The sequence below is a fragment of the Ruegeria sp. H8 genome, from assembly GCF_056532905.1.
In genome coordinates this window covers 1-14508 of record NZ_JBQFNY010000010.1, presented here as the reverse complement: position 1 = coordinate 14508, position 14508 = coordinate 1, and the positions used below count along the sequence as shown (strand labels likewise).

Annotated in this window: 15 protein-coding genes; 14 read left to right on the top strand and 1 reads right to left on the bottom strand. The window is 55.3% G+C overall.

Annotation, left to right across the window (positions count from 1 at the left end; genetic code table 11):
- The first annotated feature begins 50 nt into the window (after positions 1–50).
- The 10 genes from ACR0A2_RS18545 to ACR0A2_RS18500 all read left to right on the top strand — a co-directional run bounded on the left by ACR0A2_RS18545 (position 51) and on the right by ACR0A2_RS18500 (position 6916).
- Entirely contained in the window at positions 51–704 is a 654-nt protein-coding gene (locus tag ACR0A2_RS18545; protein ID WP_152460783.1) for a L,D-transpeptidase, read from the top strand.
- Positions 705–928: 224 nt separating this feature from the next.
- Positions 929–1312, top strand: coding sequence for a hypothetical protein (locus tag ACR0A2_RS18540; protein WP_480836646.1), 384 nt, complete (start codon positions 929–931; stop codon positions 1310–1312).
- Between the two features lie 26 nt (positions 1313–1338).
- Positions 1339–1929 carry a L,D-transpeptidase gene (locus ACR0A2_RS18535; RefSeq protein ID WP_152460781.1) on the top strand — a complete coding sequence of 197 codons (591 nt, stop codon included), beginning with the start codon at positions 1339–1341 and terminating at the stop codon, positions 1927–1929.
- 67 nt (positions 1930–1996) lie between these two features.
- Positions 1997–2446, top strand: a complete 450-nt coding sequence (locus tag ACR0A2_RS18530) for a c-type cytochrome (RefSeq protein ID WP_152460780.1) — start codon at positions 1997–1999, stop codon at positions 2444–2446.
- A gap of 153 nt (positions 2447–2599) precedes the next feature.
- Positions 2600–2782 carry a hypothetical protein gene (locus ACR0A2_RS18525; protein WP_152460779.1) on the top strand — a complete coding sequence of 61 codons (183 nt, stop codon included), beginning with the start codon at positions 2600–2602 and terminating at the stop codon, positions 2780–2782.
- Positions 2783–2842: 60 nt separating this feature from the next.
- Positions 2843–3394 (top strand): c-type cytochrome, encoded by a 552-nt coding sequence (locus tag ACR0A2_RS18520; protein ID WP_152460778.1) that lies wholly within the window; start codon positions 2843–2845, stop codon positions 3392–3394.
- A gap of 9 nt (positions 3395–3403) precedes the next feature.
- On the top strand, positions 3404–4303 hold the full coding sequence (locus ACR0A2_RS18515; RefSeq protein WP_152460777.1) for a c-type cytochrome: 900 nt from the start codon (positions 3404–3406) through the stop codon (positions 4301–4303).
- Positions 4304–4342: 39 nt separating this feature from the next.
- Positions 4343–5713 (top strand): multicopper oxidase family protein, encoded by a 1371-nt coding sequence (locus ACR0A2_RS18510; RefSeq protein WP_152460776.1) that lies wholly within the window; start codon positions 4343–4345, stop codon positions 5711–5713.
- Complete coding sequence (locus tag ACR0A2_RS18505) at positions 5713–6186, top strand: c-type cytochrome (RefSeq protein ID WP_152460775.1); 474 nt, start codon at positions 5713–5715, stop codon at positions 6184–6186. Before ACR0A2_RS18510 ends, ACR0A2_RS18505 begins: the two co-directional genes overlap by 1 nt.
- 1 nt (position 6187) lies before the next feature.
- The gene (locus tag ACR0A2_RS18500) at positions 6188–6916 is read left to right on the top strand and encodes a DsbA family protein (protein WP_437181726.1); all 729 of its coding nucleotides are present in this window, start codon (positions 6188–6190) and stop codon (positions 6914–6916) included.
- A 37-nt stretch (positions 6917–6953) separates the two neighbouring features.
- Here the strand turns inward: ACR0A2_RS18500 and ACR0A2_RS18495 are convergent, their stop codons facing one another.
- Positions 6954–7151, bottom strand: a complete 198-nt coding sequence (locus tag ACR0A2_RS18495) for a heavy-metal-associated domain-containing protein (RefSeq protein WP_152460774.1) — start codon at positions 7149–7151, stop codon at positions 6954–6956.
- Positions 7152–7324: 173 nt separating this feature from the next.
- Between ACR0A2_RS18495 and ACR0A2_RS18490 the strand changes: the two genes are divergently transcribed.
- The 4 genes from ACR0A2_RS18490 to ACR0A2_RS18475 form a co-directional block, all read left to right on the top strand.
- Positions 7325–9835, top strand: coding sequence for a heavy metal translocating P-type ATPase (locus tag ACR0A2_RS18490; protein ID WP_152460773.1), 2511 nt, complete (start codon positions 7325–7327; stop codon positions 9833–9835).
- A gap of 15 nt (positions 9836–9850) precedes the next feature.
- On the top strand, positions 9851–10237 hold the full coding sequence (cueR, locus tag ACR0A2_RS18485) for a Cu(I)-responsive transcriptional regulator (RefSeq protein ID WP_152460772.1): 387 nt from the start codon (positions 9851–9853) through the stop codon (positions 10235–10237).
- Between the two features lie 617 nt (positions 10238–10854).
- Complete coding sequence (locus ACR0A2_RS18480) at positions 10855–13050, top strand: efflux RND transporter periplasmic adaptor subunit (protein WP_152460771.1); 2196 nt, start codon at positions 10855–10857, stop codon at positions 13048–13050.
- Positions 13047–14508: efflux RND transporter permease subunit (locus ACR0A2_RS18475; protein ID WP_480836641.1), on the top strand; the 1462-nt coding region annotated here is incomplete at its 3' end. The genes ACR0A2_RS18480 and ACR0A2_RS18475, both read left to right, overlap by 4 nt.

Sequence of the window (14508 nt, the reverse complement as noted above, 5' to 3'; positions counted from 1 at the left end):
TCCCCTGGGTACTAACTCCAGACACCAACCAGGCAACAGGAGCGCTATAAATGCTGACCAGACGACATTTTGTTGCAAGTTCGCTCGCCATTTTCTCTCAGCCGGTTTTTGGAGTGACGTCGGCGGCGGCCTCGCAATGGTCGGAGTGGGATGCGCAAGTAACGCCAGCCAATTTTGATCCCGCAACATCCAATCCCTGGGGGTTACACCCACGTTTCCTGCCTCAGCGTGTGCAAACCAATCGACCACTTATTCCGGGTGACATTCATGTCGACGCGGTGGCACGATATCTGTATTTCATCGAAGACGGTGGCACAGCAATGCGTTACGGCGTAGCCATTGCCCGAGGCAATCTTTACGAGCCCGGTGTCTACACAATCAAGCGAAAGGCCAAATGGCCGCGTTGGACTCCTACAGCCGAAATGATTGAACGCGACCCTGATGAATATGCGCAATTCGCAGATGGTGTGCCCGGTGGGCCGACAAACCCATTGGGATCAAGGGCGTTTTATCTGTTCGAAGGTGGTCGCGACACATACCTGCGAATTCACGGAACGCCTTATCCAAGATCTATCGGAGGTCGCGCAAGTTCTGGCTGCGTAAGGATGGCGATGCCACATATCATCGGGCTTTATGATCGTGTCAGGCCAGGGTCCACGGCTCATCTCTACCCTCCCGAGCGCCTTCTGACCGCGACCAGCTGATAGGCGCTTGTCAGGCGCGCGTACAGATTGGGCGCCCTTCAATAGTCCTGAGTGGCAGGTAGGTTGTTTCAACCGGCCCCACGTAGCGATACCAATAGCAACCGTCCTCAGGCATGATTTTAACGGCGTTCAGGTCCTGGCCCGGAGCAGCGATCTGGGCAACGGCGTCAGGAACTCGGGAAAGCGTTCCGGGCTCGCTTTCTGCAGATATCGACGTTGTTTCGGTGCAGGCGCCGACGAGCATAAGTGCGGCCAGTGCTTGGAAAGCTTTCTTGAAGCACATGGTGTTTAGTCCACTGTGTTTGTCATTTGTAGTACCTGATACCCTCGCATCGACGGGTGATCACATCAATTCACCAAGAACTAAGCAATTGTTAGCGTTGCTTTTTTGTGCTCGGTTGATTCAAGAAAGTCAGGTTTTGCTTAAAGCAGCCTGGAATTACGTCCAAGAAAAATTGCTTTTCCACAATGACTTGATGATTTGGGTCCGCCTTCTAAGGAAATATTCCTGCGCCGACGGCAACAACAATTCAGACGAGGCATCCCATATGAAATGTCATTTGCGTGTTGACCTTCCAGCGCAGGAACCGGGCATACGAGTTATTTGAGTCGGAAAAAAAGAATAAACTTTGGGATGGCAGGCATGAAACGGAGCAAAGAAGGAAAGGTTGTTACGCGACGTGGAGTGATTGCCGCGTTTGCTGCGACGACGCTTTTTCCAGCACCGGCCGTTTGGGCCCAATCAACGGCAACTGAGGGGACGCGCCGCAATGTTTCCTCATTCCGCGTTGCTAAATGGCAGGACCACTTTGATACCTTGAAAAACGGGGTAATCCTGTCCGATACACAGTCCAAGGTCCTGCAATATTGGTCAGAAGACGAAAGCGTCTATCGGATGTATCCAACCAGCGTACCGCTCACGGAAGACCTTACAAGGCTGGGCTACACCACAGTTATTCGCAAGGTCGAAGGGCCATCTTGGCGACCAACGCCGGCAATGAAACAGCGCAATCCAGCATGGCCTGACTATGTAGGCCCGGGTCCTGAGAACCCTCTGGGGACACATGCGCTCTATTTGAGCTGGCAATACTACCGCATCCACGGCACCAACGACACGCGCAAGATCGGGAGAAGATCCTCCAACGGCTGCATTGGTTTATACAACGAGCAGATTGCGGAATTGTTCGAACTGGCCACTGTGGGCACTCAGGTAAAACTGATCTGACCTTGGTCAGGCCGACTTTTTTTGCGCGCGTTGAACCTAAGAACTGACAATCATGTGAAGAACAGAGATGGATAAACTTACACTCTTGATAGGCGGAGTAGTGGTCGCAGGCGCCGCCGCGTTCGTCTACAACTTAAATCAGCAACCAACAGGTCACTCGATGACGCCGCCCGATACGTCAGCACTGGAGCCAGGAGACCCAATTGAAAACGTCAATCTGCCGGACCAGCTAAGCGAATTTGCGGCCGTCGGCAAAGTGGCATTCGACGCCAAATGCTCGGCGTGCCATGGCGCGAATGCAACGGGTCTGGAAGGCCTTGCACCACCTTTGGTGCATAAAATCTATGAACCAAGCCACCATTCGGACGAGTCATTTTATGTGGCAGTCCAGAATGGAGTTCGGGCACACCATTGGAAGTTCGGCAATATGCCGCCGGTCGATGGCTTGACCCGTGCGGATGTGAAAGGCATCGTGGCGTACATAAGAGAGTTGCAGCAGGAAAACGGGATTTTCTGAAGGTGACGAGCCGAATGGGCAGTGCAATTCGTTACATCATACTGTCAATGGTGCTGGCCATTGGCGGGCTGCTTGTGACGGCCGATTCTGCTCATGCACATGGCAGTGGTTCACAGCACGTGATTGACCAATCGGACTCTGCGGACGTTGAGCATGTCAAGCAGGGTCATCCCGGACATTGTCATGGCGGAACGATTTGCAACGCTGTTGGTCTATTTTCGATGGGTCCACCACCGCCTGGCCCCCAAGATACTGAACAAAGATACTCGATCCCTCGAGCCCAATACCGGGTTCTCGGTATCGCGGCGTTTGACCCACCGCCGCCGCGTGTCCTGATCTGACCAGTCGAATTGCGCTCAACCTGGGCGCGTCGAAGCAGACGACAAGGACAAAACAATGAACATTCTAAAAATGACCACAGGCGTTGCCCTGGTTTCTCTGTTCGCAGCCGCCGCCCTGGCGCATGGTGGCGCAACCGGCATCGTCAAAGAACGCATGGATGGTATGTCCGCGATGAAGGACAGCATGAAGATCCTTACGCCGATGATGCAGGGGAAAACGCCCTACAATGCGCAAACGGTACGAAGCGAGGCCAAGAAAATCGGGCGTCACGCTGGCGAGAGCATGACAAAGCTGTTTCCAGAGGGATCTGATGGCAAACCCTCGGAGGCCAAATCGGAGATCTGGCAGGATTGGGGTTCATTTGCAGAGTTAGCCAGACAGTTGGAAACCTACTCTGAAGGCCTTGCGCTTGCGGCGGACAACGGGTTGATGATGTCCGGGTCGGGCCATGGTTCGGGCATGATGGGCGGCGCATCCATGATGGGTGCCGGAATGATGGGCGGCAGTTCAAACCAGGCACAACTTTCTGAAATGCCGGCAGATGGTGTGTTCATGATGCTGAGCCAGACATGCTCGGCATGTCACACGCAATTTCGGTCGGAATAGGAATGCGTCATGAGACCGATATTCCGATTGGGCCTTGCTGCCGCCGTAACGGCGTCAGCGGGACTTGTTGCCGTGATGGCTTGGCCAATTGGCCAGCCCTTACAAGCTCTCGACATTCAGGGTGACGTTAACCGCGGGGCTTATCTGGCAAGGGCAAGTGGCTGTATCGCTTGCCACACAGATTTTGCCAAAGGGGGCGCGCCCTTGGCCGGTGGGGTGGAGTTGGATACCCCGTTCGGCACGCTCTTTTCGCCGAACCTGACCACAGATCCTGACCACGGGATCGGTGACTGGACAATCGAGGAGTTTGCTCGCGCTGTGCGTCAAGGCGTGTCACCCGGCGGACAACCCTACTACCCGGCCTTTCCTTATCCGTTCTATGCCAATTTCACGGATCAGGATATCGCCGATCTCTGGGCCGCCTGGCAAACGGTTGCACCGGTAGCGGAACCGTCAAAAGAGCAGGAAATGGCGTTCCCCTTCAATCAGAGATGGGGCCTGAAGCTGTGGCGCGCGGCTTTTCTGGAACCACCCCGCACTGATCCCGTGCCGGGCAATGACGAAGTGTGGAACCGGGGTCGGCTACTGGTCGAAGGTGCCACGCATTGTGCGGCCTGCCACACCGGGAGGAACCTGGCTGGCGCAAGAAATTCGGACACGGAACACTTCAAAGGAAGTGACTCTCTGCCGGGCGGTGACAAGGCACCGGCTATCGACTTTGAGACCCTGCAAATGCGTGGTTGGACGGTTGATGATCTGGCTTACGCCTTGCGCACCGGCGTCATGCCTGATGGCGATGTCTTCGGCGGGGCCATGGGAGAGGTTGTAAACTATGGCACCAGTTTTCTGACAGACGATGACCGGAAGGCAATGGCGACCTATCTGCTGGATGTGCACGAGGGGGGATAATCCAGTGAGAGATCAAGTATTCTTTGGAAGGAAGTCTTCATGAAGCTTAATCGCAGGCAATTCGTTGCAGGCACGTCGGCACTAATCGCAATGCCGACTATCGGGAGGGCGGCGACCGCCCCCCGAATAATCGAGGCGCGTTCAGGATTGGCACGTGTTGCCCCCGACAGCTATCCTGAAACTGAGATATGGGGATATGATGGCGGTGTTCCGGGCCCCGAAATTCGTGCCCGGCAGGGCGAAACGGTTCGCCGGACGCTCCTGAACTCACTGCCTCAGCCTACGGCAATCCATTGGCATGGACTGCGGGTTCCAAACAATATGGACGGGGTGCCGGGTCTTACACAGGAGGCTGTACCAACAAGCGGCGAATTTCAGTATGACTTGCCTCTGAAGGATGCAGGAACCTTCTGGTACCACTCTCATAACCAGTCAACGGAACAAGTGGCCAGGGGCCTTTACGGCGCGTTCATCGTCGACGAAACGGACCCGCCGGACACGGATCATGACCTTACGATCCTGCTGGATGACTGGAGGTTGGGTCAGGACGCCCAAATCGTCGATGATTTCGGCGCGATGCATGACTGGACGCATGCAGGCCGAATGGGAAACTACGTTCACGCAAACATATCGCCCATGACAGAAGTTCTGACAAACCAGCGTTTGCGACTTCGAATGGTCAACGTGGCAACTGATCGGATCATGTATGTCTCAGTAGGTGGCGCAAACGGGAAACTGGTCGCTTATGATGGCATGCCGGTAGCGCAGCCAGAGGATTTTGAAACCCTTGTTTTCGGGCCTGCACAGCGAGCAGACTTAATTGTTGATGTAACAGCGGAATCGAACGAAGCCGTTCAAATAACTCTTCACGAACGCGATGAATCGTTTGTCATCGCTGAGATCCCGGTTTCGGGAAGCGGCACATCTGCTAACCGCGGTGTGATCGCAGCCCTGCCACCCAACCCTGCTTCTTTTCTCGAAGATGTTTCTGACGCTTTGACAGTTCCATTGGTGATGGAAGGCGGGGCGATGGGCGGACTGCGTCAAGGCACTTTTAACGGCCAAGTCATGAGCGCCAATGAATTGGTTCAGGAAGGGCAGATCTGGACATTCAACGGTGTCGCCGGGTTACCTGAAAACCCGCTTGCTGCCGTTACGCGTGGCGACATAGTCCGGATTCAGATGCAGAACGACACCGTCTTTCCGCACGCTATGCACTTGCACGGGACGCACTTCCAGGAAGTTCTGCCGAACGGCAGCCTGGGGCCGCTGCGGGACACAATCCTGGTTGACCGGATAGAAACGCGGGAGATTGCGTTCGTTGCGGATAATCCGGGGGACTGGCTGTTTCATTGCCACATGCTGTCGCATCAGGCCGCTGGTATGAAGACCTGGCTGAGCGTGGCGTGATGAATAAGAGCGCGGCGAAATGGGTGTCACTGGCTGCTGTGGTGATCATTGTCGCGGTCGCTGGCTGGGGCCTGGGTGGGCGTGCGCAGAACAGTTCATCGGCGGATTCGGCACGTGGTGCAGTTTTGTACGCCGAAAACTGCGCGTCATGCCACGGGGCAGATTTGGAGGGTCAGCCGGATTGGCAAACACCCGGTGCAGATGGCGTACTACTGGCACCCCCGCATGACCGAACAGGGCACACTTGGCATCACAGCGACAAGTTGTTGTTCGATTATACAAAGCTTGGCGGGGACCAAACGCTAAAACAGATGGGTGTCGCTGACGTCAAAAGCGGCATGCCGGGTTTCGGTGACACTCTGTCGGATCAGGAAATCTGGGACATCCTCGCCTTCATCAAGGGAAGTTGGCCGGATCGGGAACGCAAGCTGCAAATGCAGCGCACCGAGGCAGAACAAACGGAAGGAAACTGATGTGAAACGAATACTTGCCGGCTTAATCGCCATCGCCATGTCGATTGGCGTTCCTATGGCACGCGCCGAAGAGCTGTCTGACTCCGATGTGAAACGGCTGGCTCTGGAAGCCATTTTGGAAAACCCTGAGATTATCATGCAGGCGATTCAACTGCTTCAACAGCGCGAGAATCAGGCAAAAGCCGAAGCCATTGGAAACGTCCTGGAAAATCAGCGTGAATTGCTGGAACAGGATCCGAATGCGCCTGTCATCGGAAACCCGGAAGGCGATGTAACCGTGGTCGAGTTTTTTGACTATAACTGCCCATATTGCAAACGCGCTGCCCCGGTCGTGAAAAACGTAATCGCAGGCGATTCCGATGTACGAGTTGTTTATCGAGAATGGCCCATACTCGGAGAAGGTTCCGACTTCGCGGCACGCGCCGCGCTTGCCTCACGTAATCAGGGAAAATATGAAGAATTTCATTGGGCACTTATGGCTCTGAACGGTCGTGCCACTGAGGCCAGTGTCCTGAAAGTTGTTCGGGAACTTGGCCTGGACGAGGATCAATTGCGCGCAGACATGGAGGCGCCGGAAGTCGACGCGCATATTCAGGTGTCCATGGAATTGGCCCGACAGCTTGGCTTTAGTGGCACCCCCTCGTTTGTGATTGGAGATGCGCTTGCCCCGGGGCTGATCGCCGAAGATGAAATGACCCGGCTAATCGAGGCAGTCAGAGACGCAAGATAAAACCAAGGCGGCGACAGAATGTGCGCCCCTAAGTTTCTCATGCGACCGTGGCTTCGTATCCCTCGGACTTCAGAGCAGCAAGGATATGATCAAGTGGATTGGCGCTTAAGACACGTACCCTGCGGTTTTCCATGTCAAAGTCCAACTGTGCGGAGGAATCCACCGTGGCAACGGCTTTTTCGATAGCTGACTTGCAGTGCCCGCAGCTCATGTCCGGGATATTTAGGGTCGTCATAGATGTTTGCTCCTGTTTTCCGTTGTCCCGGCTAAAGTATTCCAGCACAGGAAGGTCAAGTCGTGAAAATTGGATCGCCAAAATTAGTGGAAAAGAAAGTCAACCCCATCCCTTGACCTTCCACTTGCTGGAACCCTTATGTTGCCCGTCAGCAGAACATTTGTGGTGACAATATGACTGAAATTTCACATGCACGGTTTCAAGTTCAGGGTATGAGCTGTGCTTCTTGCGTAGGGCGCGTCGAGCGCGCGTTGAAAGATGTGCCAGGGGTAGATGCCGCTTCGGTTAATCTCGCCAGCGAAAGCGTTCAGGTCGATTTCCATGATCCAGCCGATAAAGCGGCCATTGCTGATGCGTTAAACAGCGCCGGATATCCGGCACGGACGGAAGAGGTAACGCTGGATATTCAGAACATGTCCTGCGCATCGTGCGTGGGGCGCGTTGAACGGGCATTGCAAGCAGATGATGGCGTCTTGTCCGCGTCGGTCAATCTGGCAACCGAAAGTGCAACTGTACGTTATGCTGAGGGAGTCACAACACCCGAAGCCATCGCGGCGCTTGCGGCAACTGCTGGCTATCCGGCGAGTCTGCGATCCGCGACGCAGACCGAACCACAAGACCGCAAAGCCAAAGAGATTCGCCAATTGGCCCGGCGAACAAGCTTTGCCGCCTTGCTCGCTTTGCCGGTCTTTATCCTTGAAATGGGCTCGCATGTAATTCCGGGCATGCACCACCTGATAGCGAGCACGATCGGCATCCAGAACAGCTATTACCTGCAATTCCTTCTGACCACGATCGTTCTTTTTGGCCCTGGTTTGCAGTTCTACACCAAGGGATTCCCTTCCTTGTTCAAAGGCGCGCCGGACATGAACTCTCTGGTGGCCCTGGGCACTTCGGCGGCCTATGGGTTCTCGCTTGTTTCCACCTTTGCGCCGGGTGTTCTTCCCGCCGGCACCGCAAACGTCTACTACGAGGCCGCAGCGGTGATCGTGGTTCTCATATTGCTGGGGCGGTTCCTCGAGGCGCGCGCCAAGGGGCGAACTGGTGAAGCGATCCGAAAATTGGTCGGTCTGCAGGCAAAAACAGCGCGAGTTGAGCGCGACGGATCGGTTGTCGAGCTACCGATCGAGCAGATCGATGTAGGGGATATTGTGCACGTTCGACCGGGCGAAAAAATCGCGGTGGATGGTGCCGTAGTGACCGGCGCGTCATATGTCGATGAAAGCATGATCACCGGCGAGCCGGTTCCTGCCGAAAAGACCGAGGGCGCAACTGTGGTCGGCGGAACAGTCAATGGCGCGGGCGCATTGACGTACCGGGCTGAAAAGATCGGCGCAGACACTATGTTGGCCCAGATCATTCAAATGGTCGAACAAGCCCAAGGGGCCAAGCTTCCGATTCAAGGCCTGGTCGATCGCATCACGCTGTGGTTCGTGCCGGTAGTGATCGCTGTGGCCGTTGTGACTGTGCTGGTTTGGATGTTGTTCGGACCCGATCCCGCGCTCAGCCTGGCGTTGGTAGCCGGGGTTGCGGTACTGATCATTGCTTGCCCCTGCGCCATGGGGTTGGCCACACCCACCTCAATCATGGTCGGCACCGGCCGCGCGGCCGAGATGGGTGTCCTTTTCCGAAAGGGCGACGCCTTGCAAATGCTGCAGGAAACCACTGTTGTTGCGGTAGACAAGACAGGGACCTTGACCGAAGGGCGCCCGGAGCTGACCGACCTTATTGTGGCCGAAGGATTGGCCGAGGATGAGGTTCTGCGCCTTGTGGCTGCCGTTGAGGTCACATCCGAACATCCGATCGCCACGGCCATCGTGCGCGCGGCTGAAACCCGTGGTCTGGAGCTTTCGAAGCCAGAAGACTTCACGTCGCTCACCGGTTACGGGGTAAGCGCTTCAGTCGAAGGCCATACAATCTTGATCGGGGCCGACCGCCTGATGAGTCGCGAAGGGGTTGAAATGGGCGCGCTGTCTGATCGGGGCGCTGAACTGGCAATCAACGGAAAGACTCCACTTTATGCTGCCGTAGACGGGGTTATCGCGGCCGTAATCGCTGTGGCGGACCCAATCAAGACCACCACGCCAGACGCAATTGAAGCTTTGCACGGACTGGGGCTGAAAGTAGCGATGATTACCGGCGACAATACCGCTACAGCCAAATCCATCGCGGCGCAGCTTGGCATCGATCATGTCGTGGCCGAGGTTCTGCCCGAGGGTAAAGTATCCGCGTTGCAAGATCTGCGCTCAAATGGCGGAAAACTGGCCTTTGTGGGTGATGGCATCAATGATGCCCCCGCTCTGGCGGCGGCTGACGTAGGAATAGCGATCGGGACAGGCACTGACATCGCCATCGAGGCGGCTGACGTCGTTCTGATGTCAGGCGACCTGACAGGCGTGGTCAACGCCTTCGATATTAGTCAGCGCACCATGCGCAACATCCGCCAAAACCTGTTCTGGGCATTCAGCTATAACACGCTGCTCATACCGGTTGCAGCGGGGGTGCTCTATCCGTTTGGCGGCCCGTTGCTGTCGCCGGTTCTGGCTGCAGGTGCCATGGCTCTGTCCAGTGTATTTGTACTGACCAACGCGCTGCGGTTGCGCTGGGTTAAGCCGATCAAAGTTGGGCGAGAACAGATCTCGCAGAACACCGAGCAGACGCTGCGTTCAGCGCCTGCTGAATAGAATAGGAGAACCGCTGTGAATATCGGAGATGTAGCAGAACGTTCGGGTTTGCCTGCCAAAACCATCCGCTATTACGAGGATATCGGATTCATCAAACCCAGGCGCAGCCTGAATGGGTATCGTCATTTCGATGAAAAGGAATTGCACAAACTGGCCTTCATCGGGCGGGCCCGTTCCTTGGGCTTTACCATTGAGGATTGCCGTTCACTACTGGCGTTGTACGAGGACAAAGAACGCGCAAGCGCGGACGTGAAGGATATCGCCAAACAGAACCTAAAAGAGATAGATGCCAAGATCGCGGACCTGAAGGCCATGCATGCTACACTGTCTCATCTGATCGACGAATGTGCTGGCGACCACCGCCCTGACTGCCCGATCCTGAAGAACCTCGGCCAAACTTAGATGCGCTCATCGTATGAACTGCCTCCAATTTTGGCAGTTTGTTACGTGTATTCGCGGGAATCAGCTTCATTTCGATGCAGCGCACCAACTCACCTGTTTTTTTCTCCGACTGGCTTGAACACACGTTACGTTCGTCCTAACTGCACGGGATGGAGTGGAAGTTTTTCTCAGTGTTGCGAATGACGTTTCTGACATGCGTCTGCTTGGCGATGACATTCGTCGGCACTGTTGTGGTCGCGAGCACTGACGTCAAAAACAGTAGCACCTCTGAGCCTCACGGCGTTTCAATGGCTGCAAAGTCATCAGACTTCAAACACGACCATAGCGGTTTGCATCCGACGACTGGCCAAATCCACACGGATAGCCACGTAAATCACAGCGGAGAATGTCATTCCGGCATCTGCTGCGTTGGTGAGTATCCAACCCAAGTGAGTGTTGCTGTGTTGGCTACAGCTTTTGGGCAGCAAAACCGAAACATGGATTCGGACACCCGCCTGTCTCAGGAGCCCCTGACGCCCGATCGCCCTCCACAAATCTCCTAACATCCACAGGCCCGCAAGCGCGGGTTTTCATGTTGTTTCGGTTCGAGCGTGCACTGCGACCGTCAGGAGATTATTATGCGTGGAAGATATGCGGCACTATCAGTACTTGCCTTGGCGTTTGGCCTGGGTGGAGGTGTCATTCTTGAAAGACTGTACCTGAATCCAATTGATCAGGGCCAGTCGAACGAACCAGAGGTCCTTTATTGGGTAGCTCCGATGGATCCGAATTTTCGGCAGCCTGGACCTGGAAAATCGCCGATGGGTATGGACTTGATCCCGGTTTATTCTGGGCAGGAACCTACCGGCGACCCTGAAGAAGTCACCCTGAGCGCTGCAGAAATCAACGCAATTGGCGTGCGAACCGCGGTTGCACGCATGACGGATATCGAGCCTCGTATCGAGACGGTGGGTTTCGTCGGCTTTGACGAGCACCTGACCAATCACGTTCATACACGCGTTGAAGGTTGGATTGAGCAACTGAAAGTTCGCGCGGTCGGTGATCGCGTTGAGAAGGGGCAAGTTCTATTCGAACTCTTTTCACCGCTGATCGCAGCTGCAACCGGCGATCTTGTACGCGCAGTCGAAGCTGGTGACCCGCGTATTTTGGACGCGGCGCGCAACAAGTTGATCAGCCACGGTATGTCCGCACGTCAGGTTGCAGAGATCGAGGCGGGCGGTGAGTTGGTTCGAAATGTGGAAATTGAGGCGCCTCAAAACGGTGTTGTCATAGCGCTGAACGCCGCCGATGGAATGTACCTGCAGCCAGGCACGCTTGCGTTTTCGGTCACCGATCTTTCCGAAGTATGGCTGATCGTCGATGTTTTCGAACGAGATATTGCACGTTTGTCGGAAGACATGCGCGCAATAGCAAGGTTCGAGCACCTACCCGGTCGCACCTTCGAAGGCGAAATCGACTATGTTTACCCTGAGCTTGATCCGCAAACCCGAACTCTTCCCGTCAGACTGAGTTTCGATAACACCGACGGCGTGCTGCGGCCGGGCATGTTTGGCAGTGTTAGCCTTATACCGGATGAAAGCCGGAATGTTCTCACTGTTCCATCAGAGGCGCTAATTCGTACTGGTTCGGCGGAACGCGTCATCTTGAAAACAGGCGATGGTACCTTTCGCCCGAGACTGGTGACTACAGGTCTTCGAGACAGTTTCGGCGAGGGGGGACGAACAGAAGTTCTACAAGGGCTTGAACCCGGCGAGGAAGTTGTCGCATCCGCACAGTTTCTAATCGACAGTGAAAGTGCTTTGAGCGCCGGCTTCACGCGTATGACACCAACGGACACCGAACCAGCACGCGGGGCAGGTACCCTGGTTTCACTCGATGCCCAAAATCGTATGGCTACTGTTCGTCACGACGTTCTCGAAAGCCTTGATTGGCCCGCAATGACTTCGCAGTTTCCGGTGAGGTCTGGTGTTTCGCTCGACCGTTTGAATGCTGGCGACGCGGTTGCTTTCGTGATCGCGCGGGGTGCGGATGGGCTTCTGAGCCTGATGGAGCTTGCACCAGACGATGGTATTGCCGGAACTGGAGCCGGAATCGCGCGCGCCGTCACTTCAGACGGCAAATTGACGCTTGAGCACGGACCGATCCCCGAGCTCGGTTGGCCCGCCATGACAATGGATTTGCCTGTTGTGGGAGTAGATCTCACTACCGTGCCAATCGACATGCCAATTGAGTTTGATCTGGCAGAGGGAGAAGGGGGGATGTTCTCGATTGTGGCAGTTCGCGAACAGGGCTCGCCGCCGACGGATTCAGTTGAACCCGAAGAAACCATCACGCCTTCTGCTCCACCGATTGTAGTCACCGGCACGATCAACCTCGTTAATGCTGAGGCAGGAACTGCAACCATCACTCACGGGCTGATGACTGAGATTGGGATGCCGGGCATGACAATGGATTTCCCAATAGAGCCAACATTGGACCCAAACATGCTCGAAGTCGGTTCTGAAATGACTCTGACTTTCGCGCGTGCAGATGGCATGACAATGATCTTGGCCGCGGCAACGCCTATTGCGCCGCCGCTTCAGGTTTCTGGCCGGATTAACAGTATCGACCCGAACGCGCGTACTGCGAACGTAACACACGGTCCGATGACTGAGATCGGCATGCCGGGCATGACCATGGATTTCCCGGTTGCGGAGGGGATTGAGGTTTCTAACTTGCCTGTAGGGATTGATGTTTCTTTGATCCTTCGCCGCAATCCCGACTTTTCGATGACGCTGTTAGAGGTCGCGCTTGATGGGAGTGTTACGCAGTGATCACGGCCATCATTCGTTCTTCGCTCGCCAACAGGTTCGTCATCTTGGCCCTCGCATTCATGATAGGAGTTGCGGGTATTTGGGCCATTCGTGAGACGCCGGTTGATGCAATCCCAGATCTTTCGGATGTCCAGGTAATTGTTCGCACGCCATATCCCGGGCAAGCGCCTCAAGTTGTCGAAAACCAAATCACATATCCACTTGCGACAGCCCTATTGGCCGTACCCGGTGCAAAAGACGTTCGCGGGTTCTCGTTCTTTGGAGACAGCTTTGTATATGTCGTCTTTGAGGACGGGACGGACCTCTACTGGGCTCGGTCGCGTGTGCTCGAATATTTGGGCCAGATTACCGGCAGCTTGCCTGAAGGCGTGTCACCACAACTTGGCCCAGATGCGACTGGGGTCGGGTGGATTTATCAGTATGCGCTGGTTGACAGAACCGGAAATCATGATCTGGCTCAGCTCAGGACTCTGCAGGATTGGTTTCTGAAATACGAATTACAAGCCGTGGAAGGCGTCTCAGAAGTCGCCACCATCGGCGGAATGGTCAAACAGTACCAGGTCGTCGTCGACCCAAACAAACTACGTGCCTATGACATAACACTTGCACAATTGAGGACGGCTATTCAGGCGGCCAACCGCGAGACGGGCGGCAGCGTCATTGAGATGGGTGAAGCCGAATTCATGGTCAGGTCATCGGGCTACATCGATGAATTGTCAGACCTTGCAAGCGCGCCATTGATGGTCAACGAGCGCGGCGCCGCTCTGACGCTTGGAGACGTCGCTGAAATCCGCCTGGGGCCTGAAATGCGCCGTGGTGTCGGAGAGCTCGACGGGCAAGGAGACGCGGTTGGCGGAGTGGTCATCCTGCGATGGGGTGGGAACGCGTTGGCGACGATCAAAGCGGTGGAAGCGCGCATAGAAGAGTTGCGCTCAAACCTGCCGGAAGGGGTCGAAATCATAACGACCTACGACCGATCTGGTGTGATCGAGCGCGCTATCGATAACCTCCAGAAGAAACTGACGCAGGAATTCATCGTCGTTGTTCTTGTGTGCGCGGCTTTTCTACTTCATCTGCGGTCATCCCTCGTGATTCTTCTGTCGCTCCCGCTGGGAATCTTTGCCGCATTTATTCTGATGAAGGCGCAAGGAGTAAACGCAAACATCATGTCGCTCGGCGGCATAGCCATCGCTATTGGTGCGATGGTCGACGCATCGATTGTGATGATCGAGGCGATGCACAGGCGGTTGGAAAAGGAAAAGCTCACAGCAGAGAACAGATGGCGGATTGTGCAAGAGTGCGCTTCTGAGGTGGGACCAGCCCTGTTTTATTCTCTGGCGATCATCACGGTTAGTTTTCTGCCTGTCTTCGTTTTGGAAAATCAGGAAGGTAGGCTCTTCTCGCCACTCGCTTATACCAAGACCTACGCCATGGCTGCAGCCGCCATCCTTTCGATAA

Excerpts from the sequence above, each read along its gene's own strand:
- ACR0A2_RS18545 (WP_152460783.1), top strand. The coding sequence starts at position 51 with ATGCTGACCAGACGACATTTTGTTGCAAGTTCGCTCGCCATTTTCTCT.
- ACR0A2_RS18535 (WP_152460781.1), top strand. The coding sequence starts at position 1,339 with ATGGCAGGCATGAAACGGAGCAAAGAAGGAAAGGTTGTTACGCGACGT.
- ACR0A2_RS18530 (WP_152460780.1), top strand. The coding sequence starts at position 1,997 with ATGGATAAACTTACACTCTTGATAGGCGGAGTAGTGGTCGCAGGCGCC.
- ACR0A2_RS18525 (WP_152460779.1), top strand. The coding sequence starts at position 2,600 with ATGTCAAGCAGGGTCATCCCGGACATTGTCATGGCGGAACGATTTGCA.
- ACR0A2_RS18520 (WP_152460778.1), top strand. The coding sequence starts at position 2,843 with ATGAACATTCTAAAAATGACCACAGGCGTTGCCCTGGTTTCTCTGTTC.
- ACR0A2_RS18515 (WP_152460777.1), top strand. The coding sequence starts at position 3,404 with ATGAGACCGATATTCCGATTGGGCCTTGCTGCCGCCGTAACGGCGTCA.
- ACR0A2_RS18510 (WP_152460776.1), top strand. The coding sequence starts at position 4,343 with ATGAAGCTTAATCGCAGGCAATTCGTTGCAGGCACGTCGGCACTAATC.
- ACR0A2_RS18505 (WP_152460775.1), top strand. The coding sequence starts at position 5,713 with ATGAATAAGAGCGCGGCGAAATGGGTGTCACTGGCTGCTGTGGTGATC.
- ACR0A2_RS18495 (WP_152460774.1), bottom strand. The coding sequence starts at position 7,151 with ATGACGACCCTAAATATCCCGGACATGAGCTGCGGGCACTGCAAGTCA.
- ACR0A2_RS18490 (WP_152460773.1), top strand. The coding sequence starts at position 7,325 with ATGACTGAAATTTCACATGCACGGTTTCAAGTTCAGGGTATGAGCTGT.
- ACR0A2_RS18480 (WP_152460771.1), top strand. The coding sequence starts at position 10,855 with ATGCGTGGAAGATATGCGGCACTATCAGTACTTGCCTTGGCGTTTGGC.